The sequence below is a fragment of the Micromonospora cynarisoli genome (assembly GCF_030518815.1).
Taxonomy (GTDB): Bacteria; Actinomycetota; Actinomycetes; order Mycobacteriales; family Micromonosporaceae; genus Micromonospora; species Micromonospora wenchangensis.
Map to the genome: position 1 here is coordinate 6,456,411 of NZ_CP130426.1, position 21,216 is coordinate 6,477,626.

The window sequence follows — 21,216 nt, forward strand, 5'->3', positions numbered from 1 at the left end:
CGATGTGTTGATCAAGCGCGTGGGGTGGGTCGTCGGGCGCGGCGGGCGACGTCGAGGGGCGAGGCTCCCAGCCGGCGCACAGCGCGTACGGGGCAGAATGGCCGGGTGACAACTCCCCGGGATCTCGTCCTGCTCGGCTCCACCGGTTCGATAGGCACCCAGGCGATCGACATCGTCAGGCGCAACCCCGACCGGTTCCGGGTGGTGGGGCTCGGCGCAGGCGGCGGCAACGTCGAACTGCTCGCCCGGCAGGCCCTCGAACTGGGCGTGCACGCGGTCGGGGTGGCGAAGGCGTCCGCCGCGCAGGATCTCCAGCTCGCCTTCTACGCCGAGGCGAGCCGGCGCGGCTGGGCCACCGGGGAATTCAAGCTACCGAAGATCATCGCCGGCCCGGACGCCATGACGGAGCTGGCGCGGTGGCCCTGCGACGTGGTCCTCAACGGGGTGGTCGGGTCGCTCGGGCTCGCGCCGACGCTGGCCGCGCTGCGCTGTGGTCGTACCCTCGCCCTGGCCAACAAGGAGTCGCTGGTGGCCGGCGGCCCGCTGGTGAAGGCCGCGGTGACGCGGCCGGGGCAGATCGTGCCCGTCGACTCGGAGCATTCGGCGCTGGCCCAGTGCCTGCGCGGCGGCACCCGGGGCGAGGTGCGGCGGCTGGTCGTCACGGCAAGCGGCGGGCCGTTCCGGGGGCGGCGGCGCGACGAGCTGACCGCCGTCACCCCGGAGCAGGCGCTCGCCCACCCGACGTGGAACATGGGACCGGTCGTCACGATCAACTCGGCCACCATGGTCAACAAGGCGCTTGAGGTGATCGAGGCGCACGAGCTGTTCGACGTGCCCTACGCCGACATCACCGTGATGGTGCACCCGCAGTCGGTGATCCACTCGATGGTCGAGTTCGTCGACGGCTCCACCCTGGCCCAGGCGAGCCCGCCGGACATGCGGCTGCCCATCGCGCTCGGCCTCGGCTGGCCCGACCGGGTGCCCGACGCCGCCACCGCCGTCGACTGGACCACCGCCCACACCTGGGAGTTCGCCCCGCTCGACGACGAGGCGTTCCCGGCGGTGGCGCTGGCCAAGGCGGCAGGCGTGGCGGGCCGCTGCCGCCCGGCGGTCTACAACGCGGCCAACGAGGAGTGTGTGGCGGCGTTCGTCGCCGGACGGCTGCCGTTCCTCGGCATCGTCGACACCCTCGGGCGGGTGTTGGAGGAGGCCCCCGATTTCGGTGAACCAGGTACCGTCGAGGACGTGCTCGCCGCCGAATCGTGGGCGCGCGCGCACGCGCAGGAGATCATCTCGGGGTCGGGGAAGGAAGCCTGATGCTCTATCTGCTCGGGGTGGTGGTGATCGCCCTGGCGATCCTCATCTCGGTGAGCCTGCACGAGGCCGGTCACATGTTGACCGCCAAGGCGTTCGGCATGAAGGTCACCCGCTACTTCGTCGGCTTCGGGCCGACCATCTGGTCGTTCCGCCGGGGCGAGACGGAGTACGGCCTCAAGGCCATCCCGCTCGGCGGGTTCTGCAAGATCGTCGGCATGACGCCGCAGGACGACGACGTCGAACCGGGCGACGAGAAGCGGGCGATGTGGCGTTACCCGGTCTGGAAGCGGACGATCGTGATGTCCGCCGGCTCGGTCACCCACTTCGCGCTGGCCGTCATCGCTATCTGGCTGGCCGCCATGTTCATGGGCCTGCCCAACAAGGATCTACCCAACCCGCTCCCGGCGCACGTCAAGATCGTCGAGTGCGTCGTCCCCACCGACGCGGTCCGCGAGTGCGCCCCGGGTGACCCGGTCAGCCCCGCCAAACAGGCCGGGCTGCGCGACGACGACAAGATCGTCGCGGTGAACGGCATCGCCGTCCCCGACTACACCGCGCTGGTCAAGACCGTCCGTGACCTGCCCCCGGGCCAGCCGGCGACGATCAGCTACGAACGCGACGGGGTCGCCGGCCAGGTCCGGGCCGACCTCGCCGCCGTGCAGCGCAAGCCGCTGGACGACCCGAACGGCGCCCCGGTCACCGTCTCCGCCCTCGGCGTCGCCGGCCCGATGCTCCCGCCCGGCGTCCCGGCGAACGTCACCTACGGCCCGGTCGAGGCCATCCCCGCCACCGCCGGCTACACCAAGGACCTGGCCGTCGGCACCTACGAGGCACTCAAGCGCATCCCCGACAAGGTGCCCGCCCTGTGGACCGCCGTCACCGGCGGCGAACGGGACAAGGACACCCCGATCAGCGTCGTCGGTGCGAGCCGGCTCGGCGGTGAAGCCCTGGAGAACGGCGTCTGGCAGCTACTGGTGCTGCTGTTCATCTCGCTGAACTTCTTCGTCGGCGTGTTCAACCTGCTGCCGCTGCTGCCCCTGGACGGCGGCCACATCGCCATCGCCTGGTTCGAACGGGCCCGCTCCTGGCTCTACGCCCGGATCGGCCGGCGCGACCCCGGCCGGGTCGACTACCTCAAGCTGATGCCCATCACGTACGCGGTGATCCTCATCGGCGGCGCGTTCACGCTGCTCACCGCCACCGCGGACATCGTCAACCCCATCACCCTCTTCACAAGGTGAGTGCCTGAAGTGACCGCTGTCAGTCTCGGTATGCCCGCCGTACCGCCCCCGCCGCTCGCCCCGCGCCGGGCCAGCCGCCAGATCATGGTCGGTTCGGTGCCCGTCGGTGGCGGTGCCCCCGTCTCGGTGCAGTCGATGACCACCACCCTCACCTCCGACGTCAACGCCACCCTCCAGCAGATCGCCGAGCTGACCGCGTCCGGCTGCCAGATCGTCCGGGTCGCCGTGCCCAGCCAGGACGACGTGGAGGCGCTGCCGGCGATCGCGAAGAAGTCGCAGATCCCGGTGATCGCCGACATCCACTTCCAGCCGAAGTACGTCTTCGCCGCGATCGACGCCGGCTGCGCGGCCGTCCGGGTCAACCCGGGCAACATCCGCCAGTTCGACGACAAGGTCAGGGAGATCGCGGCAGCGGCCTCCGCCGCCGGTACGCCGATCCGGATCGGCGTCAACGCCGGCTCGCTCGACAAGCGGCTGCTCACCAAGTATGGCAAGGCCACCGCCGAGGCGCTCGTCGAGTCGGCGCTGTGGGAGTGCTCGCTGTTCGAGGAGCACGGCTTCCGGGACATCAAGATCTCGGTCAAGCACAACGACCCGGTGGTGATGATCCGGGCGTACCGGCAGCTCGCCGAGCAGTGCGACTACCCGCTGCACCTCGGGGTGACCGAGGCCGGCCCGGCGTTCCAGGGCACCATCAAGTCGGCCGTCGCCTTCGGGGCGCTGCTGGCCGAGGGCATCGGCGACACGATCCGGGTGTCGCTGTCGGCCCCGCCGGTCGAGGAGATCAAGGTCGGCAACCAGATCCTGGAGTCGTTGGGGCTGCGCGAGCGCGGGCTGGAGATTGTCTCCTGCCCGTCCTGCGGCCGGGCCCAGGTGGACGTCTACAAGCTGGCCGAGGAGGTCACCGCCGGCCTGGAGGGGCTGCCCGTCCCGCTGCGGGTCGCCGTGATGGGCTGCGTGGTGAACGGGCCGGGTGAGGCCCGCGAGGCCGATCTCGGGGTCGCCTCCGGCAACGGCAAGGGGCAGATCTTCGTCAAGGGGCAGGTCGTCAAGACCGTCCCCGAGGGGCGGATCGTCGAGACGCTGATCGAGGAGGCGCTGCGGATCGCCGACGAGATGGCCGCGGAGATCCCCGAGGAACTGCGCGACCTGGTCCCCGGCCCCACGGTCACCGTGCACTGATCCACCGTCGGAAAGGGCGGCGCTCCCGGTGGGAGGGCCGCCCTTTCCTCGTACGCGACCCGGGCCGGGGTCGTGGTGACCCGGCGCCGGGGTCATGTGGTGGTCCGGGCCGGCCGGCGGGGTTCGCCGTGCCGGGCCCGGACGTCGACGGTCGTCGGGGTGCCGGGGCGGGCCCGGCGGTCACTCGGATTCGGCGAGGATCGCGTACAGCTTGCGGCGGGTCTCGTCGAGCACCTGGGCGGCGCGTTCCCGCTGGTCGTCGGTGCCGGTCATCATCACCTGGCGCAGCGCGTGCATGGCCTGCGAGCCCGCGTCGCGGATGTCGTGCCAGCTGTTGACGGTGTCCTCGGCGAACTCCGCCCAGGGCGGGGTCTGCGCGGCCGTGGCGGCCTCCTCCCGGCCGGCCTCGGTCAGGTCGAACCGCTTGCGCCCGCCGCCGCCCGGATCGGTGCTGGCGGCGATGACGCCCTCGTCCTCCAGCAGTTGCAGCGTCGGGTAGATCGACCCCGGGCTGGGTCGCCAGGCCCCGCCGGTGCGGGAGTCGATCTCCTGGATCATCTCGTAGCCGTGCATCGGCCGCTCGGTGAGCAGGGCCAGCACGGCGGCCCGGACGTTGGGCCGGCGTCCCCGGCCCCGCCCGCGCCCGCCCCGGCCGCCGCCCCAACCCCCGTGCCCGTGCGGGCCGGGCGGTACGGGCGGGAAGCCGAAGCCGCGCTGCCGGGCCTCCTGTAGAGCATGGATCCGACTGTGGAATCCCATCGTGTCGTCCCTTCGTTGTGCTGTCGCTGATGCATCAACGATATATCGGCAATGTGTTGACGACAAGTCCCCTGGCGGCTGTGCCAGTCGCCCGGCGAACCACCGCCCGGATCTGGCACGCTGGTAAGCGTGCTGACGGTGCCGGTACGCCAACTGGGAGAGTCGGAGCGGCGCGCCGTCGAGCGGCTGCTCGACCTCGACCCGTTCGCGGGCGCGCAGGTCGCCGAGCGGGTCTCCGCGCGCGGCCTGGCCTGGTGGCGGGCCGAGGGCCGCATCCTCGGTTACGGCACCCGCCGCAACCTGGAGTCGATCTGCTGGCTCGGCGGCAACCTCACCCCGATCCTCGCCACCGACTCCGCCGTCGCCGCCTTCGCCGAGCAGCTCTCCGGTGAGGAACGGCTCTGCTCCTCCATCGTCGGACGGGCCGACGCGGTGCTCGGCCTCTGGGACCGGCTCGCCGACCACTGGGGTCCGGCCCGCGACGTCCGCCCCAACCAGCCGCTACTGGCCACCGACGCCCCGCCCGCCATCCCGGTCGACCCCGAGGTGCGCCGGGTCCGCCCCGACGAGGTGCACCGGCTCTTCCCCGCCGCGGTCGCCATGTACGCCGAGGAAGTCGGCGTCTCACCGCTGGCCGACGACGGCGGCCGGGCCTACCGCCGACGGGTCGAGGACCTGGTCCGCGCCGGCCGGGCGTACGCCCGCATGGTCGACGGGGAGGTCGTGTTCAAGGCGGAACTCGCGGTGGTGACCCGCCGTACCGCCCAGATCCAGGGCGTCTGGGTGGCCCCCTCGTGGCGTGGACGCGGGATCGCCAGCGCCGCGATGTCCGCCGTCGTCCGCGACGCGCTGCTCCGGGTCGCCCCCACGGTCAGCCTCTACGTCAACGACTTCAACCGCCCCGCCCGCCGGGTCTACGAACGCTGCGGCTTCCACCGCGTAGGCACCCTCGCCACCATCCTCTTCTGACCCACCCCTCGGTCACTCTCCCACCTCCCCGGGGCCCCACCCTGCCCCCGCTCACCCGCCCCGACTCTCTCTGCCCTGCCCCGCCCTGCCCTGCCCTGCCCCGCCCTGCTCCGCCTCGCACCCTTGGTCGCCGGCTCGCCCCGCTGGTCGCCGGCTCGTCCCGGTGATCAAGAGGTTCAGGTCAGTTGATCAAGAGGTTCGGGGCAACTTGAAGATCAACCTTGACGCAAACATCTTGATCACCGGGGTGGGGCAGGGCGGGGCGGGGCTGGGTGGAGTGGGGCGGGTGGTGGGGGCAGGGCGGGAGGGGGAAGTTGGGCGGGGTGGTGGTAAATGCGTTGAGGGGAGGGGTGCGGGGGGTCAGGCTGGGGGGTACCGCCACCCCGAGTCCCGGAGGGAATCTCCATGCGCCTGCTCCGTGATCTCTGGGCGTCCGCGCCGCGCCGCGTGACGGTCGTGATCGTCCTCGTCGTCCTCGGTGCCGCCGGTCAGGCCGCCGCCTCGGCGGTCGCCGGCCCGGTGCTGGTGCACCGCTCGGCCGGGTGGTTCGCCGCCCTGGTCGTCGCGCTGGTCGTCGCCGTCTTCGGCGATCTGGTCATCTCGCTGCTGATGGCGGGCATCACCGCCGACTGGTCCGCCGACGTGCGTCGCCGGCTCTGCCGGGTCGCCCTCGGACAGGATCTGCCCACCCTGGAGGGCACCCCGGTCGGGGAACTGCTCGACCGGATCGACAACGACGTCTACCAGGTCGCCTCCGAGCTGCGGAACACCGGCGTACGGCTGGTCCAGGGGTTGGTGCTCTGCCTGCTCGCCACGGTCAGCGCGCTGTTCGTCTGGTGGCCGGCCGGGGTGGCGATGCTGCTGCTCACCGTGCTGCTCATCGTGTTGCTGCGCCGTCCCACCGCCGCCATCGCCCCGGCCCGGATGTCCGAGGAGGAAGCCTGGTCGGATCTGGCCGCCGTGATGGAGGAGGCGGTGCACGGCCAGGACGATGTCCGCACCAGCCTCGCCCAGCCGTACGTGCTGCGGTTGTACGCCCGGCGGGCCGCCGAGGTGCTGGCCCGCTGCCGTCGGGTCTTCCTGATGTCGGCGCGGGTCACCGCCTTCGCCGCCGGCACCATCCGGGTCGGGATCGCCGGGGTGGTGCTCGCCGGGGCCTGGGCGTTGACCACCGGCCGGGTCGACGGGGCCCGGTTGACCGCGATCTGGCTGCTCGCGTTGAGCTTCGGCGCGACCGTCGAACACCTCGCCCGCTGGGTGCCGCACCTGCAGTACGCGCTCGGTGCCTGGGCCCGGGTGCTGCTGCTCTCCGACGCCCGGCAGGAACCCTCCGGCGGCCTCACCCCCACCGACGGCGACCTGACCCTGCGCGGGCTCACCTTCCGCTACCCGGCCACCGGGGAGGACGAACGGGCGCCCGCGCTGCGCGACGTCCGGCTCAGCTTCGTCCGGGGCCGGTCGTACGCGCTGGTGGGGCGGACCGGTTCGGGCAAGTCGACGCTGGCCAAGGTGCTCACCCGGGCGGTCGAGGTGCCGCGCGGGACGGTGCTGCTCGGCGACACCGACCTGTGTGACCTGGACGTCGAGGAGCTGCGCCGGTGGATCGCGGTGGTGCCGCAGCGTACCGAGATCCTCGCCGGCACCCTCGCCGAGAACGTCGCCCTGTTCGACCCCGACCTGCTCGACGACGCGCCCCGGGCGCTGGCCGAGCTGGGGCTCACCGGGTGGGTCGCGGAGCTGCCCGACGGCATCCGGACCCGGCTGGGCGAGGGTGGCCACGTGCTCTCCGCCGGCCAGGAACAACTGGTGGCGTTCGCCCGCATCCTGGTGCGCGACCCGCACGTGGTGATCCTCGACGAGGCCACCGCGCGGTTGGACCCGGTCACCGAGACCCGGGTACGCGAGGCGACCGAACGTCTGCTCACCGACCGGATCGGCATCATCATCGCGCACCGGCTGTCGTCGGTGCGGCGCTGCGACGAGGTGGTGGTGATGGCCGACGGGGCGGTCTTGGAGGCCGGCCCGCTGCGCTCCTCGGCCCGTTTCGCCGAGCTGCTCGCCACCAGCCACGCCGCCGCGTACACCCCGGTCGGTGCGGGCCGGTCCGGCAGCCGGGGCGGCGTGGACCTGCTCGACGGGCCGGGCACCACCTGGCCGGACGCCGACGCGACACCCCCGGCCGGGGCGGGCGTCGACGGACCGGGCATCGACAAGCCGGGTCGGGCCGCCGCCGTGGCGGGGACCGGGACGGCCGGGCGGGCGGCGGTGGCCGTACCGAAGGGGGACCCGCCGCCGCTGCCACCGCTGCCGCCCGCGCGGACCATGCGGGAGATCCTGCGCCTGGGCCTGAACGACCCGCGACTCGGCCTGCTGTCGGTCGGGCTGTTCATAGTGATCACCGTGCTCGGCCTCGACGGCACGGTGCTGCCCTGGCTGTGGGCGGACGTCGTCGACGGCGGCGACCCGTGGCTGCCGGCGCTCGGCATCGCCGCCGCGCTGGTGGTGGTGCTGCCGCTGCCCTACTGGACGAACCTGCGGTTCCCCCAGTGGTGGGTACGGCAGATGCTGCGGATGAGCCTGCGGCTGGTGCACGGTCAGACCGGCCCACGCCGCACCAGCCGGCACACCCCGGCCGAGGTGGTGGCACAGAGCGGGGACACCGAGCGGGTCGTGCAGCTCGCCGACAACCTGATGGACCAGCTCATCGCCCTGGTGACGATGGTGACCATGACGCTGATCACGGGCAGCCTCGTGCCGGCGCTGTTCTTCCTGGGCACGATGGCCGTGTCCGGGCTCGCCGCGACCCTGTTCGGCCCCCGGCTGGAACGCTCCGCCCGGGACACGGTGGCCGCCCGCGCCGCCTTCGCCACCGCGCTGGTCTCCTCGCTGTCGGCGGCCCGGACGGTCAAGCTAGCCGGGGCGACCCGGCCGGTGCTCGACCACCTCTCCGCGCTGGACCTGGTGCGCAGCGACAGGCAGCGGCGGGAGATCGCCGCGCAGGTGTGGGCCCGCTCCACCCCCTCGGTGGCCAGCGGTCTGCTGCCGATCGCGGCGTGGGCGCTCTACCTGGCCGGCGGGCTCTCGGCCGGTGCCACCCTGGTCGCCGTCTCCACCCTCGGTGCGGCCCGCTGGTTCGCCTGGACCACCGCGTCCCTGGTCTCGCAGTACCCGTCGGCGCGGGTGTGGACCCGGCGGACGGTGGCGATGGCCGGGATCGGGGCGTACTCGGCGGAGGTGCCGGGGGTGGACCTCGCCGCCGGCACCGCCCCCGCGCCGGAGCCGCCGCCGCGCCGGCCGCTGCGCCGCCTCGAACTGACGGGCTTCGGGGCGCTGCACTCCGACGGCACCCTCGCCGTGCGGGACGTCGACCTGACCGTCGACCGGGGGCAACTGGTGCTGGTGGTCGGGCCGGTCGGCTCCGGCAAGTCCTCGCTGCTGCGGGCGTTGGCGGGGATCGTGCACCACGTCGGCGAGCTGCGCTGGAACGGCGATCCGGTGACCGAGCCGGAGCTGTTCCTGCGCCCCCGGCAGGTCGGCTACGTCGGTCAGCTGCCCCGGGTGCTCTCCGGTACGGTCGCCGACAACATCGCCCTCGGGCACGACGTGGACGCCGCCGGGGCGGTGACCACCGCCCAACTGGAGCACGACCTGGCGGGCGGCGGCGGGCTCGGGCTGCTGATCGGGCACAAGGGCACCCGGCTGTCCGGCGGGCAGTTGCAGCGGCTGGCGCTGGCCCGGGCGCTCGCCCCGCGTACCGAACTGCTGGTCGCCGACGACGTGTCCTCCGCGCTGGACGTCACCACCGAGCTGGCGCTCTGGGCGGCGCTGCGGGGGCACGGGGTGACCGTGGTCGGCTCCACCTCGAAACGGGCGGCGTTGGTCCGTGCCGACCACGTGGTGGTGCTGGTCGACGGCACGGTCGCCGCCCAGGGGCCGTGGCGGGAACTGGAGGACGACTGGGGTCACCTGGCCGGCTGACCGGGCGACCCACGCCCGCCCGCGCCCGTCCCGGGTCGTGGGGGCGCCGGGTCGGGCGGGAGCGGGGGGTGCCGTCGCTTCAACGACGGTGCCCCTCCCGCAGGAGTCACCGCAGGGCGGCGGACGGTCAGAAGGCGCGGGCGTACTGGTCGGGCCAGTCGGGGGTGGCACCGAGCTTCGCGGCGGCCCGGCGCGGCCAGTACGGATCGCGCAGCAGTTCCCGACCGAGCAGCACCAGGTCGGCCTCACCGGCAGCGACGATCTGCTCGGCCTGCTCCGGCTCGACGATCAGGCCGACCGCGCCCGTCGGTACGCCGGCCTCGCGGCGGACCCGCGCGGCCAGTGGCACCTGGTAGCCGGGCCCGACCGGGATGGCTGCCCCGGTCGACGCCCCGCCGGAGGAGGCGTCCACCAGGTCGACGCCGGCCGCGGCCAGCTCGGCGGCGAGGGCGACGCTGTCGTCGACCGTCCAGCCGCCGTCGACCCAGTCGGTCGCGGAGATTCGGGTGAGCACCGGCACCTGCTCGCCGACGGCGGCGCGGACCGCGCGGGCCACCTCCAGGGTGAGCCGCATCCGGGCGGCCCGGTCGCCGCCGTAGCCGTCGGTGCGGTGGTTGGTCAGCGGGGACAGGAACTCGTGCAGCAGGTAGCCGTGTGCGGCGTGGATCTCCACGGCGGCGAAGCCGGCGTCGACGGCCCGGCCGGCGGCGGTGGCGAACGCGGACACCACCCCGGCGATCCCGGTCTCGTCCAGCGCCGTCGGCTGCCGGTAGTCGGGCAGGAACGGTTCGGCTCCGGGGCCGACAGGCGTCCAGCCGCCCTCGGCGTCCGGCACCCCGCCACGCTCGGACGCCCACGGCCGGTAGGTGCTGGCCTTGAAGCCCGCGTGGGCGAGCTGCACGGCGGGCACCGCTCCCTGGGCGGCGACGAACGCGGTGACCGGTCGCCACGCGTCGACGTGCGCGTCGGACCAGATGCCGGTGTCCTGGGGGCTGATCCGTCCCTCGGGGACGACCGCGGTGGCCTCGGTGACGATCAGGCCGGCACCGCCGACGGCCCGGGCCCCGAGGTGCACCCGGTGCCAGTCGGTGGGCAGCCCGTCCGGGCCGGCGCTGTACTGGCACATCGGCGCGAGGGCGATCCGGTTGGGCAGGGTGACGCCGCGCAGGGCGAGCGGGGTGAACAGGGCACTCATGCGGGTGATCCTCCGGTACGGACGGGTGGCGGTGCGGGGCGGGGCGCAGTGTCCGGGAGACGGCCCGGCCGGCGTGCTCAGGCGGGTGCCGGCGTCAGCTCGTCGCGGCGGGCCGGCCGGTCGGGGGTCTCGTCGGCGTCGGTCAGGTCCCGCCTGCCGGCGTCGGCGTAGGCGTCGCGGTCCAGGATGCCCTCGCGGGCGGCCACGATGGTCGGCACGACGGCCTGCCCGGCCACGTTGGTGGCGGTGCGGACCATGTCCAGGATCGGGTCGATCGCCAGCAGCAGGCCGGCCCCGGCCAGCGGCAGGCCCAGCGTGCTCAGGGTCAGGGTCAGCATGACGATGGCGCCGGTCAGGCCGGCGGTGGCGGCCGAACCGACCACCGAGACGAAGGCGATCAGCAGGTAGTCGCCGACGCCGAGGTCCACCCCGAAGACCTGGGCCACGAAGATCGCGGCGAGCGCCGGGTAGATCGCGGCGCAGCCGTCCATCTTGGTGGTGGCGCCGAACGGCACCGCGAAGGAGGCGTACTCGCGGGGGACGCCGAGCCGCTCGACGGCACGCTGGGTCACCGGCATGGTGCCCACCGAGGACCGGGACACGAAGGCCAGTTCGATCGCCGGCCAGGCACCGGCGAAGAACCGCAGCGGGTTGAGCCGGCCGGCGGTGACCAGCAGCAGCGGGTAGACCACGAACAGGACGACGGCGCAGCCGACGTAGACGGCGGTGGTGAACCTCGCCAGCGGGGCCAGCAGGTCCCAGCCGTACGCGGCGACGGCGTGGCCGATCAGCCCGAGGGTGCCGATCGGGGCGAGCCGGATCACCCACCACAGCGCCTTCTGCACGATGGCCAGCACCGCGCGGTTGAGCTCGACGAACGGCTCGGCGGCCGCGCCGACCAGCAGCGCGGCGGCACCGACGACCAGGGCGAGGAAGACGATCTGGAGCACGTTGCCCTCGACGAACGCGCCGACCGGGTTGGTCGGCACGATGCCGGTGAGGAAGTCCGTCCACGAGCCGGTGGTCTTCGGGGCGGTCGCGCCGCCGACGTCCAGGTTCACCCCCCGGCCGGGGTCGGTGAGCAGGCCGATGCCGATGCCGATGCTCACCGCGATCAGCGCGGTGACGCCGAACCAGAGCAGCGTCTTCAGCGCCAGCCGGGCGGCGTTGGCCACCCCGCGCAGGCTGACCACGCTGACCACGATCGCGGTGAAGACCAGCGGCGGCACGGCCAGCTTGAGTAGTTGGACGAAGAGCCCGCCGACGGTGTCGAGGGTGCTGGCCAGCCAGCTCAGGTCGTTGGCTCGGGCGAGGAAGCCCAGCGCCGCGCCGAGCACGAGGCCGAGCAGGATCTGGGCGGAGAAGGGGAACTTGCGCAGGGTGGAAGCCATCAGGGCGGGTCCAATGCCGGTAGGGGGCGGTCGGCGGGCAGCGTCAGGAGCGTGGCTGCGCCGGACAGACCCCACTGGCCTGCCGTCGGAGATCGACGTACAGGCGCACGGTGAGGTGCCAGACATTGGTCATCGCCTGTCGACGGTACTCCCGGCCGATCGCGAGCTGGAATGACCGCTCGGCGTGAGGCTCCTTACACGAAGGTTGTCGACCCGGTGACCCGTTCGTCACGTTCGACGTGCTCACGCGTGCGCGGCACGGCCCGGCCGCCCGGTCCGGCACCGGCCGGCCGGTGCCGGGCCAGCAGCAGCGCGGTGCACAGGCCCCAGCCGGCACAGACCACCAGCAGCACCCGCTCCAGCCCGGCCACCAGGCCACCGCGGCCCACCGTCAGCAGGCCCAGCGCGACCGCCCCGGCCACCGGCAACGCCACCACCCCGGCGACCCGGCCCACCCGGCGCAGCCCCGGCGTCGCCGGCCGGAGGAACCCGACCACCAGCATGGCGAGCACGGTCACCCCGGCCGCCACGATGCTCGCCCCGGCGTGCACCAGGTCGGCCGGCGTCGCCGCCTCGAACGGCGGCAGCGGGCACCCGGCGCTGCACGTCACCGCGCCGGAGAGCACGGTGCCGGCCGCGCCGGTCAGCAGCAGGCCGGCCGCGAGCCGCAGCGTCACCGGCAGCGCCGCGGCCAGCGACAGCAGCGCCGCCGCCAGGGCGAAAACCCCCATCCGGTACGTCGGGGCGAAGGCACTGTCGCGCACGCCGGCCTCGCTGACGTACCCGCGCCACGGGCCACCCGGACCGGCCCCGACGGCGACGGTCACCGCGACCGCGCCGAGCAGCACGCAGCAGGCGGCGACCCGGCCGGCGACGGCGCGGGCGGCGTCAGGCACGGCCGTGCGGGGTGAGCCAGCCGGAGGTGTCCGGGCCCGCCGGCACCACCCCGGTGGGATTGATCTCGCGGTGGGTGGCGTAGTAGTGCCGCTTGATGTGGTCGAAGTCCACCGTCCCGCCGAAGCCCGGGGTCTGGAACAGGTCCCGGGCGTACGCCCACAGCACCGGCATCTCGGTCAGCTTCTGCCGGTTGCACTTGAAGTGCCCGTGGTACGCCACGTCGAAGCGGACCAGGGTGGTGAACAGCCGGACGTCCGCCTCGGTGATCGCGTCACCCATCAGGTACCGCTGCCCGGCCAGCCGCTGCGACAACACGTCCAGCCGGGCGAACAGCGCCGCGTACGCCTCGTCGTACGCCTGCTGGGAGGTGGCGAAGCCGCACCGGTACACGCCGTTGTTGACGTCGGTGTGGATCTCGGCCATCAGCGCGTCCAACTCCGGACGCAGCGCGACCGGGTAGAGGTCGGGGGCGTCCGGGGCGTGCAGGCGTCGCCACTCGGTGGAGAGGTCGAGGGTGAGCTGCGGATAGTCGTTGGTGACCACCCGGCCGGTGAGCGTGTCCACCAGCGCGGGCACGGTCACCCGGCCGGTGTAGTCCGCGTCGGTCGCCAGGTACGCCTCGGACAGGAAACCGATGCCCAGCGCCGGGTCGAAGCCGTCCGGGTCGAGGGTGAACCGCCAGCCGCGTTCGTCGCGGATCGGGTCGACCGTGCCCAGCGAGATCACCCCGTCCAGGCCGAGCAGGCCCCGCACGATCATGGCCCGGTGCGCCCACGGGCAGGCCCGGCACCAGATCAGCCGGTACCGGCCGGCCTCCAGCGGCCAGCGTCCCTGCTCGTCCGGTCCGCCGCCCTCGGGCGAGGTGGAGTGCGGGGTGACCCGGCCGGTGAACCGGTTGGGCTGGCGGACGAACGCCCCACCGCCGGAGGTCTCTGCGCTGAACTGGGCCCGGGTCATACCGCCAACCTATCCGGCGGAGGCCCGCCCGACCTGGTGTGCGACCCGGCCGGGGCGGCGTCCGGCGCGGGCGTGGATATCCTGACGGCGGGTGTCCCCACGTGACCCGGGTGACACCGGGACCGCCAGCCCCTTCCCACCCCCGAAGGACGTGCGTCGATGAGTGTGGCCTACCTCGTGTCCGGAGTCCGTACCCCGATCGGCCGCTACGCCGGCGCCCTCGCCGGGGTGCGCCCCGACGACCTGGCCGCCCACGTGCTGCGGGAACTGGTCGCCCGACACCCGACGGTGGACTGGGCCCGGGTCGACGACGTGGTGCTGGGCTGCGCCAACCAGGCCGGTGAGGACAACCGCAACGTGGCCCGGATGGCGGCGCTGCTGGCCGGCCTGCCGCAGGAGGTGCCGGGCAGCACCGTCAACCGGCTCTGCGGCTCCGGCCTGGACGCGCTGGCCACCGCCGCCCGGGCCGTGGTGGCCGGGGAGGCCGACCTGGTGCTCGCCGGTGGCGTCGAGAGCATGAGCCGGGCCCCGTTCGTCATGCCGAAGGCCGCCACGCCGTATTCGAGGGCCGCCGAGGTGTACGACACCACCCTCGGCTGGCGGCTGGTCAACCCGCTGATGGAGGCGGGGTGGGGGATCGACTCGATGCCGGAGACGGCCGAGAACGTCGCCGCCGAGTTCGGCGTCGACCGGCGCTCGCAGGACGAGTTCGCGCTGCGTTCCCAGCTGCGGGCCGCCAAGGCGCAGGCCGACGGCCGGTTCGCCGAGGAGATCGTGCCGGTGACCGTGCCGGCCGGTCGCCGGGACACGACACTGGTCGAGGTCGACGAGCATCCCCGGGAGACCACGCTGGCGAAGCTGGCCGCGCTGCCCACCCCGTTCCGGGCCGGCGGCACCGTCACCGCGGGCAACTCCTCCGGGGTCAACGACGGCGCGGTGGCCCTGCTGGTCGCGTCCGAGGCGGCGGTGGCCCGGTACGGCCTGAGCCCGCTCGCCCGGGTCAGCGGCGCGGCGGCGGCAGGCGTACCGCCCCGGATCATGGGGATCGGGCCGGTGCCGGCCACCCGCCGGCTGCTCGACCGGCTCGGTGTCGCCCTCGCCGACGTGGACGTCGTCGAGCTGAACGAGGCGTTCGCCGCGCAGGGGGTCGCGGTGCTGCGCGAACTGGGCCTGCCGGAGGACGCCGAGCACGTCAACCCGAACGGCGGGGCGATCGCCCTGGGGCATCCGCTCGGGGCCAGCGGGGCCCGGCTGGCGTTGACCGCCGCCCTGGAACTGCGCCGCCGGGGCGGTCGGCGGGCCCTGGCGACCATGTGCGTCGGGGTGGGTCAGGGCATCTCGCTGGTGCTGGAATCCGTCGACTGATCCGGCCGGACGCGCCGTGGTGGCCTGTGGTGCGCGGGTGGACGCAGCGTGACCACGGCCCACCCGGCGCGTCCGACCTGCCGGTCCGGGCACAGATCGGGCTCGGCTGATCTCCCGTACCTGGGCGGACGGGCCTAGAGTGGTCAGCACCACACGATCCGCGGGTCGGCCGGTGCGGCTCCGCGTGCCCGCGCACGCCGTCGACACCGGTGCCCTCCCGCACCGCGGCGACGAACTGGGGGCCAGGCAGAGATGCAGACGCCGGACGGACTTCCCGCCGAGATCGACCTGAGCCGGCCCAGCGCCGCCCGGGTCTACGACTACTTCCTCGGCGGCGCGCACAACTTCGAGATCGACAGGCGGCTCGCCGAGCAGATCGCCAGCATGACCCCGAACCTCGCGGCCACCATGCGCTCCGGCCGGGAGTTCCTGCGCCGCGCCGTCCGGGTGCTGCTCGACGCCGGCATCGACCAGTTCCTCGACATCGGCTCGGGCATCCCCACAGTCGGCAACGTCCACGAGGTCGCCCAGGCCGCCGACCCGCAGGCCCGGATCGTCTACGTCGACATCGACCCGGTCGCCGTGGCGCACAGCCGCGAACTGCTCACCGGCAACGACCGGGCCGTCGCCGTGCACGCCGACCTGCGCGAGCCGAAGGTGATCCTGGACGAGGCCCGGTCCAGCGGCCTGATCGACTTCGACCGTCCGCTGGGCATCCTGCTCGCCGGGGTGGTGCACTTCGTTCCCGACGCCGACCGCCCGGCCGACATCCTCGCCACCCTACGGGCCGCCGCCGCACCCGGCAGCTTCCTGGTCATCTCCCACTCCACCTTCGAGGACCAGCCCCAGGAGATGCTCGACGCGCAGCGGCTCTCGGCGCGCACCGACACCGAGATCACCCTGCGGTCCCGCGCCGAGATCACCGGTTTCTTCGGCGACTGGACGCTGCTCGCGCCGGGTGTGGTGCACATGCCGCTGTGGCGGCCCGACTCCCCGTCCGACGTGGACGACCACCCCGAGCGGTTCGGGGCGTTCGGCGGCGTCGCCCGGTACGACCGTCCCGCCGGCTGAGCCGACCATGTCCGCCGTTCCGGACCCCGGCGGCACCGACGCGTCCCGTCCGGGCGCCCAGGGCTACGCCGCCGACTGGGCACGGGCGGTCCGCCGGCTCGGGTTCGTGCCGATGAGCACGGACGAGACCGAGCGGCTGCTGCTGGCGCACACCGTACGACTGGTGCAGGCCCTGCTCGCCGAGGAGTTCTCCGCTGCCCCGGCGGAGGAGGTGGGCCGGGCGCTGGTGGAGGCGCACCTGACCGAACCGCGCATCCTGGACTGGTCGGTACGGGCACTCGGCGAACAGTTGCCGCAGCGGGTGCTGCCCCCGGACGACCCGCCGCCCGACCTGGCCGTCCGGGTGGCCGCGTTGCAGGGCGGGCTGGCCGCCGGTTTCGGCCGGGCGCTGCGCGACCGTACCTTCAGCCAGCAGGAGCGGATCGCGCGGTCGGCCTGGCAGGCGCGGGACTCGGTGGAGCGGGCGTTGCGCGACAGCGAGGCGCGGTTCCGGGCGGTCTTCACCGGGGCGGTCATCGGCATCGGGCTCGCCGGCATCGACGGTCAGATCATCGAGGTCAACCAGTCCTTCGCCGACATGCTCGGCTACACCCCTGAGGAACTGCGGCAGACCAACGTCGCGTCGCTGTTCCACCCCGACGACGCGGCCGGGATGTGGGAGCTGTACCAGGAGCTGATCGAGGGCAAGCACGACAGCGTCCGGGTGGAGAAGCGCTACTACCGCAAGGACGGCAGCGTCGTCCTGACCGACCTGGCCGTCTCGCTGATCCGGCACGACGACGGCCGCCCCCGGTTCACGGTGGCGATGATCGAGGACATCACCCAGCGGTACGAACTCCAGCAGCGGCTGCGGTTCCAGGCCCTGCACGACCCGCTCACCGGCCTGCCCAACCGGACGCTGTTCTTCGAGAAACTCGGCCAGGTCTTCGCCGACGCCGGGCCCGAGCAGCGGATCGGCGTCTGCTTTCTCGACCTGGACGGCTTCAAGGCGGTCAACGACAGTCTCGGCCACGACCTCGGCGACCGGCTGCTGGTCACCATCGCCCGCCGGTTGTCCGACTGCGTCATCGGCCAGGGGCACCTGGTGGCCCGGATGGGTGGCGACGAGTTCGTCATCCTGGTCAACGGCGGCGAGGGCATCGACGACGCGGTCGGTGTCGCCGAGTTGGCGCTCGCCGCGGTGGCCGCGCCGGTGCTCGTCGGCGACCACCAGCTCGCCGTCTCGGCGAGCGTCGGGGTGGTCGAGTGCCCGGCCAGCGAGACCAGCGTCTCCGAGCTGATGAAGGCCGCCGACACCACGCTGTACTGGGCCAAGGCGGAGGGCCGGGGCCGCTGGGCGGTGTACGACCCGGAGCGCAGCGCCGCCGACATCGCCCGGTCCGCGCTGGCCGCCGGCCTGCCGGCGGCACTGGACCGGGGCGAGTTCGTGGTCCACTACCAGCCGATCGTCTCCCTGCTGGACGGCTCGATGCTCGCGGTGGAGGCGCTGGTCCGCTGGGCGCACCCGGAGCGGGGCCTGGTCGGCCCGGACCGGTTCATCGGGCTGGCCGAGGAGACCGGGCTGATCGTCAGACTGGGCGAGTGGGTGCTGCGGCAGGCGTGCCGCGACGCCCGTGCCTGGCACCGGGAGTTCCCGGAGGCCAGACTGGTGGTCAGCGTCAACCTGGCCGCCCGGCAGGCCGACGATCCGGCCATCGTGGACACGGTCGCCAGCGCGCTGGGTCGCACCGGCCTGCCGGCGGAACTGTTGCAGCTGGAGCTGACCGAGAGCGCCGTGATGGGCACCGCCGGGGAGCCGTTACGGTCGTTGTACCGGTTGGCGGATCTGGGCGTACGGCTGGCCATCGACGACTTCGGCACCGGCTACTCGAACCTGGCGTACCTGCGGCGGTTGCCGATCCACTGCCTGAAGCTGGCCGGCCCGTTCGTCGAGGGCATCCGGGGTGACGGCGCCGACTCCTCACCCGACCACCGGGACGAACGGATCGTCGACGCCCTGGTCCGGTTGGCGCACGCGTTGGAGCTGTCGGTGACCGCCGAGGCGGTGGAGACGGGGGAGCAGGCCGAACGGCTGCGGGCGTTGCGCTGCGACACCGGGCAGGGCCGCTGGTTCGGCCCGCCCGCCCCGGCGGACCAGATCACCGCCCGGCTGCGCGGGGAGACGACTGAGTGAACTGCTCCCCGGCCGGTTCGGGGTGGGGCGGCTGTCGGGTGCGGGCGGCCGGCGGGGAGACCGGTGCTCTGGCATGGTGACGACGTGACCGGGGGACCGGGCGGGGGAGAGGTGGCGGGGTGAGCCTGACCGACGGTGGGACGGCGGTCTCGGTGATCGCGGCGATCGCGATCGTCGCCGGGCTGGCCGGGGTGGTGGTGCCCGGTCTGCCGGCGCTGCCGCTGTGCTGGGGCGGGGTGCTGCTCTGGGCGGTCTTCGGCGGTGCCGGGCCGGGACGCTGGGCGGTGCTCGCCGCGGCCACGGTGGTCGCCGCCGGCGGTGTGGTGATCAAGTACGCCTGGCCGGGGCGCAACCTCAAGCGCACCGGGGTGCCCACGTCGTCGCTGCTCGTGGGGGGCCTGCTCGGGCTGGTCGGGTTCTTCGTCATCCCGGTGATCGGCCTGGTGATCGGGTTCGTGGGCGGGGTGTGGGGGGCCGAACGGCTGCGGCTGGGCAGCAACCAGCTCGCCTGGCCGGCGACGGTGCAGGCGTTGAAGGCGGCCGGCCTGTCGATGCTCGTGGAGTTCCTGGCCGGCCTGGTGATCGCCGCCCTCTGGGTGGCCGGCCTCCTCTTCACCTGACCACCCACGAAAGCGGCCGTCTTGATCGACTCGGTTGGGTCGATGTTGCGGTATCCGGTCGCCGGGACACCGCAACAATGGCCCAGGCGAGTGGATCAAGACGGGAGGCGGAGCGGGACGCCCGGTCGGGTACGGCACGACGCCGTACGTGAGAGAGAGGTGGGCGTCCCGCGCCGCCGTGGTGCCGGGCTCCTGCCGAGTGCCCGGCGTCGGCCCGTCGCGATCGGGCCTGGTCACGGGCTCAAGCATGCGTCGGTGCGGGGCCCGGGGCAACCTGATTACCGTCCGGCCGGGGCGACGTGATTCAACGGGTTCGGCACCGGTGACGGATTGACCGTCGTGATCGGCGGGACGAGACTCGGGCGCACCCGGGGATCACCCGGGCAGTTCCGGGTACCACCTCAGGGAGGTGTGCTGTGGCCACAACGCCCCCGCCGACCACCGGGCAACCGCCGACCGCCGGGAAAGAGCAACCGCCGACCGCCGGGCAACCGCACGCGCCGGACGACGACGCCCGACGACTCGCCGAACTCGGCTACCAGCAGGAGTTGCGCCGCACGTGGAGCGGCTTCTCGAACTTCGCCATCTCGTTCTCGATCATCTCGATCCTGGCCGGCTGTTTCACCACCTTCGGTCAGGCGTGGAACAACGGTGGGCCGGTCGCCATCTCCTGGGGCTGGCCGCTGATCTCGCTGTTCATCCTGATCATCGGGTTCTGCCTGGCCGAACTGGTCTCGGCGTACCCGACGGCCGGGGGGATCTACTGGTGGGCGGCGAAGATGGGCAGGCCGGTGCACGGCTGGTTCACCGGCTGGCTCAACCTGATCGGCCTGGTAGCGGTCACCGCGTCGGTGGACTACGGCTGCGCCACCTTCCTCAACCTCACCCTGTCGGCGCTCTTCGACGGGTGGGAGGGGACGCTGCGGCAGGCGTTCGTCCTGTTCGTGATCATCCTGGCCCTGCACGGGCTGATCAACATCTTCGGGCACCGGATCATCGACGTACTCCAGAACGTCTCGGTCTGGTGGCACGTGGCCGGCGCCGCCGTCGTGGTGGCCATCCTGCTGCTGGTGCCCGACCGGCACCAGAGCTTCCAGTTCGTGTTCACCGAGCGGTTCAACAACTCCGGATTCGGCGACGGCGACACCGGCGGGTTGACGTTCTGGTTCTACGTGCTGCCGCTGGGATTCCTGCTCACCCAGTACACGATCACCGGATTCGACGCCTGCGCGCACGTGTCCGAGGAGACCCGGGGCGCGTCGCAGGCCGCCGCCAAGGGATTGTGGCGGTCGATCTTCTATTCGGCGGTGGGCGGTTGGATACTGCTGCTGGCGTTCCTGTTCGCCGCCACCGACGTGGACGCGATCAACGCGGCCGGCGGATTCTCCGGCGCCATCTTCGAATCCGCGCTGACCCCGTTCTTCTTCAAGACGGTCATCATCATCTCCACCATCGGGCAGTTCTTCTGCGGGATGAGCTGCGTGACCTCGATGAGCCGGATGACGTACGCGTTCAGCCGGGACCGGGCGGTGCCGGGCTGGCGGCTGTGGTCGAAGGTCGACCGCAACGGCACCCCGGCCAACGCGATCATCGGGGCGACGCTCGCCGGTCTGGTGCTCACCCTGCCGGCGCTCTACGAGAGCCCGTCCGGCATCCCGGTCGCCTTCTACGCGGTGGTGTCGGTGGCGGTGATCGGCCTCTACCTCTCCTTCGTCATCCCGATCGCGCTGCGGCTGCGCCTCGGCGACCGGTTCGAGCCCGGCCCGTGGACGCTCGGCCGGAAGTACCGGCTGCTCGGCTGGATCGCGGTGGTCGAGATCGCCGTCATCGCGGTCTACTTCGTGCTGCCGATCGTGCCGGCCGGGGTGCCCGGAAACCCGGAGTTCAGCTGGTCGGCGGTGAACTACGCGCCGCTGGCCGTCGGTGGGGTGCTGCTCGGGGTGGGCATCTGGTGGTACGCCTCGGCCCGTAGGTGGTTCACCGGCCCGCGCCGGACGGTCGACGTACCGGCGGCACCGGCGGCGGACGCCGCACCGGCCGACGGGCCGGCCTGACCGCGAGCCTTCCGGGGTGACCACGACAGCCCCCGGCCGGAGCCCTG

15 protein-coding genes are annotated in these 21,216 nt (G+C 73.2%); 10 read left to right on the plus strand and 5 right to left on the minus strand.

The window, feature by feature from the left end:
- The first annotated feature begins 105 nt into the window (after positions 1 to 105).
- The 3 genes from dxr to ispG are packed head-to-tail and all read left to right on the plus strand — an operon-like array spanning position 106 to position 3,740.
- On the plus strand, positions 106 to 1,317 hold the full coding sequence (gene dxr, locus Q2K16_RS28475; RefSeq protein ID WP_302741342.1) for a 1-deoxy-D-xylulose-5-phosphate reductoisomerase: 1,212 nt from the start codon (positions 106 to 108) through the stop codon (positions 1,315 to 1,317).
- On the plus strand, positions 1,317 to 2,558 hold the full coding sequence (locus Q2K16_RS28480; RefSeq protein WP_302741344.1) for a M50 family metallopeptidase: 1,242 nt from the start codon (positions 1,317 to 1,319) through the stop codon (positions 2,556 to 2,558). Before dxr ends, Q2K16_RS28480 begins: the two co-directional genes overlap by 1 nt.
- 9 nt (positions 2,559 to 2,567) lie before the next feature.
- A complete protein-coding gene (ispG, locus tag Q2K16_RS28485; RefSeq protein ID WP_302741345.1) occupies positions 2,568 to 3,740 on the plus strand; it encodes a flavodoxin-dependent (E)-4-hydroxy-3-methylbut-2-enyl-diphosphate synthase in 1,173 nt (390 codons plus the stop codon).
- Positions 3,741 to 3,920: 180 nt separating this feature from the next.
- Here ispG and Q2K16_RS28490 read toward each other — a convergent pair whose 3' ends face one another.
- The gene (locus Q2K16_RS28490) at positions 3,921 to 4,499 is read right to left on the minus strand and encodes a PadR family transcriptional regulator (protein ID WP_302741347.1); all 579 of its coding nucleotides are present in this window, start codon (positions 4,497 to 4,499) and stop codon (positions 3,921 to 3,923) included.
- 129 nt (positions 4,500 to 4,628) lie between these two features.
- Here Q2K16_RS28490 and Q2K16_RS28495 point away from each other — a divergent pair, with 129 nt between their 5' ends.
- Positions 4,629 to 5,468 (plus strand): GNAT family N-acetyltransferase, encoded by an 840-nt coding sequence (locus Q2K16_RS28495; RefSeq protein ID WP_302741349.1) that lies wholly within the window; start codon positions 4,629 to 4,631, stop codon positions 5,466 to 5,468.
- Between the two features lie 405 nt (positions 5,469 to 5,873).
- Positions 5,874 to 9,446 carry an ATP-binding cassette domain-containing protein gene (locus Q2K16_RS28500; protein ID WP_302741351.1) on the plus strand — a complete coding sequence of 1,191 codons (3,573 nt, stop codon included), beginning with the start codon at positions 5,874 to 5,876 and terminating at the stop codon, positions 9,444 to 9,446.
- Positions 9,447 to 9,573: 127 nt separating this feature from the next.
- On the opposite strand, the gene Q2K16_RS28505 is transcribed toward Q2K16_RS28500, so the two are convergent.
- From Q2K16_RS28505 to Q2K16_RS28520, 4 genes are all read right to left on the minus strand, one after another.
- On the minus strand, positions 9,574 to 10,641 hold the full coding sequence (locus Q2K16_RS28505; RefSeq protein WP_302741352.1) for an NADH:flavin oxidoreductase/NADH oxidase: 1,068 nt from the start codon (positions 10,639 to 10,641) through the stop codon (positions 9,574 to 9,576).
- Between the two features lie 77 nt (positions 10,642 to 10,718).
- Positions 10,719 to 12,020, minus strand: coding sequence for a dicarboxylate/amino acid:cation symporter (locus Q2K16_RS28510; RefSeq protein WP_302746644.1), 1,302 nt, complete (start codon positions 12,018 to 12,020; stop codon positions 10,719 to 10,721).
- A gap of 206 nt (positions 12,021 to 12,226) precedes the next feature.
- Positions 12,227 to 12,928 (minus strand): DUF998 domain-containing protein, encoded by a 702-nt coding sequence (locus Q2K16_RS28515; RefSeq protein WP_302741353.1) that lies wholly within the window; start codon positions 12,926 to 12,928, stop codon positions 12,227 to 12,229.
- Entirely contained in the window at positions 12,921 to 13,886 is a 966-nt protein-coding gene (locus Q2K16_RS28520; RefSeq protein ID WP_302741354.1) for a glutathione S-transferase family protein, read from the minus strand. The genes Q2K16_RS28515 and Q2K16_RS28520 overlap by 8 nt, the downstream gene beginning before the upstream one ends.
- Before the next feature lie 159 nt (positions 13,887 to 14,045).
- Between Q2K16_RS28520 and pcaF the strand changes: the two genes are divergently transcribed.
- The 5 genes from pcaF (at position 14,046) to Q2K16_RS28545 (ending at position 21,169) form a co-directional block, all read left to right on the plus strand.
- Positions 14,046 to 15,251, plus strand: coding sequence for a 3-oxoadipyl-CoA thiolase (pcaF, locus tag Q2K16_RS28525; protein ID WP_302741357.1), 1,206 nt, complete (start codon positions 14,046 to 14,048; stop codon positions 15,249 to 15,251).
- A 252-nt stretch (positions 15,252 to 15,503) separates the two neighbouring features.
- Positions 15,504 to 16,322: an SAM-dependent methyltransferase gene (locus Q2K16_RS28530; RefSeq protein ID WP_302741359.1), complete on the plus strand. Its 819-nt coding sequence runs from the start codon at positions 15,504 to 15,506 to the stop codon at positions 16,320 to 16,322.
- Between the two features lie 7 nt (positions 16,323 to 16,329).
- Positions 16,330 to 18,495 carry a putative bifunctional diguanylate cyclase/phosphodiesterase gene (locus Q2K16_RS28535; RefSeq protein ID WP_302741360.1) on the plus strand — a complete coding sequence of 722 codons (2,166 nt, stop codon included), beginning with the start codon at positions 16,330 to 16,332 and terminating at the stop codon, positions 18,493 to 18,495.
- Between the two features lie 119 nt (positions 18,496 to 18,614).
- Complete coding sequence (locus tag Q2K16_RS28540; protein ID WP_302741361.1) at positions 18,615 to 19,115, plus strand: DUF456 domain-containing protein; 501 nt, start codon at positions 18,615 to 18,617, stop codon at positions 19,113 to 19,115.
- A gap of 416 nt (positions 19,116 to 19,531) precedes the next feature.
- Positions 19,532 to 21,169, plus strand: a complete 1,638-nt coding sequence (locus tag Q2K16_RS28545) for an amino acid permease (RefSeq protein ID WP_302741362.1) — start codon at positions 19,532 to 19,534, stop codon at positions 21,167 to 21,169.
- The last annotated feature ends 47 nt before the right edge of the window (positions 21,170 to 21,216 follow it).

Bases quoted from the DNA above. Each gene is read 5' to 3' on its own strand.
- Q2K16_RS28505 (WP_302741352.1), bottom strand. From the start codon at position 10,641: ATGAGTGCCCTGTTCACCCCGCTCGCCCTGCGCGGCGTCACCCTGCCC.
- Q2K16_RS28530 (WP_302741359.1), top strand. From the start codon at position 15,504: ATGCAGACGCCGGACGGACTTCCCGCCGAGATCGACCTGAGCCGGCCC.
- Q2K16_RS28490 (WP_302741347.1), bottom strand. From the start codon at position 4,499: ATGGGATTCCACAGTCGGATCCATGCTCTACAGGAGGCCCGGCAGCGC.
- Q2K16_RS28520 (WP_302741354.1), bottom strand. From the start codon at position 13,886: ATGACCCGGGCCCAGTTCAGCGCAGAGACCTCCGGCGGTGGGGCGTTC.
- Q2K16_RS28480 (WP_302741344.1), top strand. From the start codon at position 1,317: ATGCTCTATCTGCTCGGGGTGGTGGTGATCGCCCTGGCGATCCTCATC.
- pcaF (WP_302741357.1), top strand. From the start codon at position 14,046: ATGAGTGTGGCCTACCTCGTGTCCGGAGTCCGTACCCCGATCGGCCGC.
- Q2K16_RS28535 (WP_302741360.1), top strand. From the start codon at position 16,330: ATGTCCGCCGTTCCGGACCCCGGCGGCACCGACGCGTCCCGTCCGGGC.
- Q2K16_RS28500 (WP_302741351.1), top strand. From the start codon at position 5,874: ATGCGCCTGCTCCGTGATCTCTGGGCGTCCGCGCCGCGCCGCGTGACG.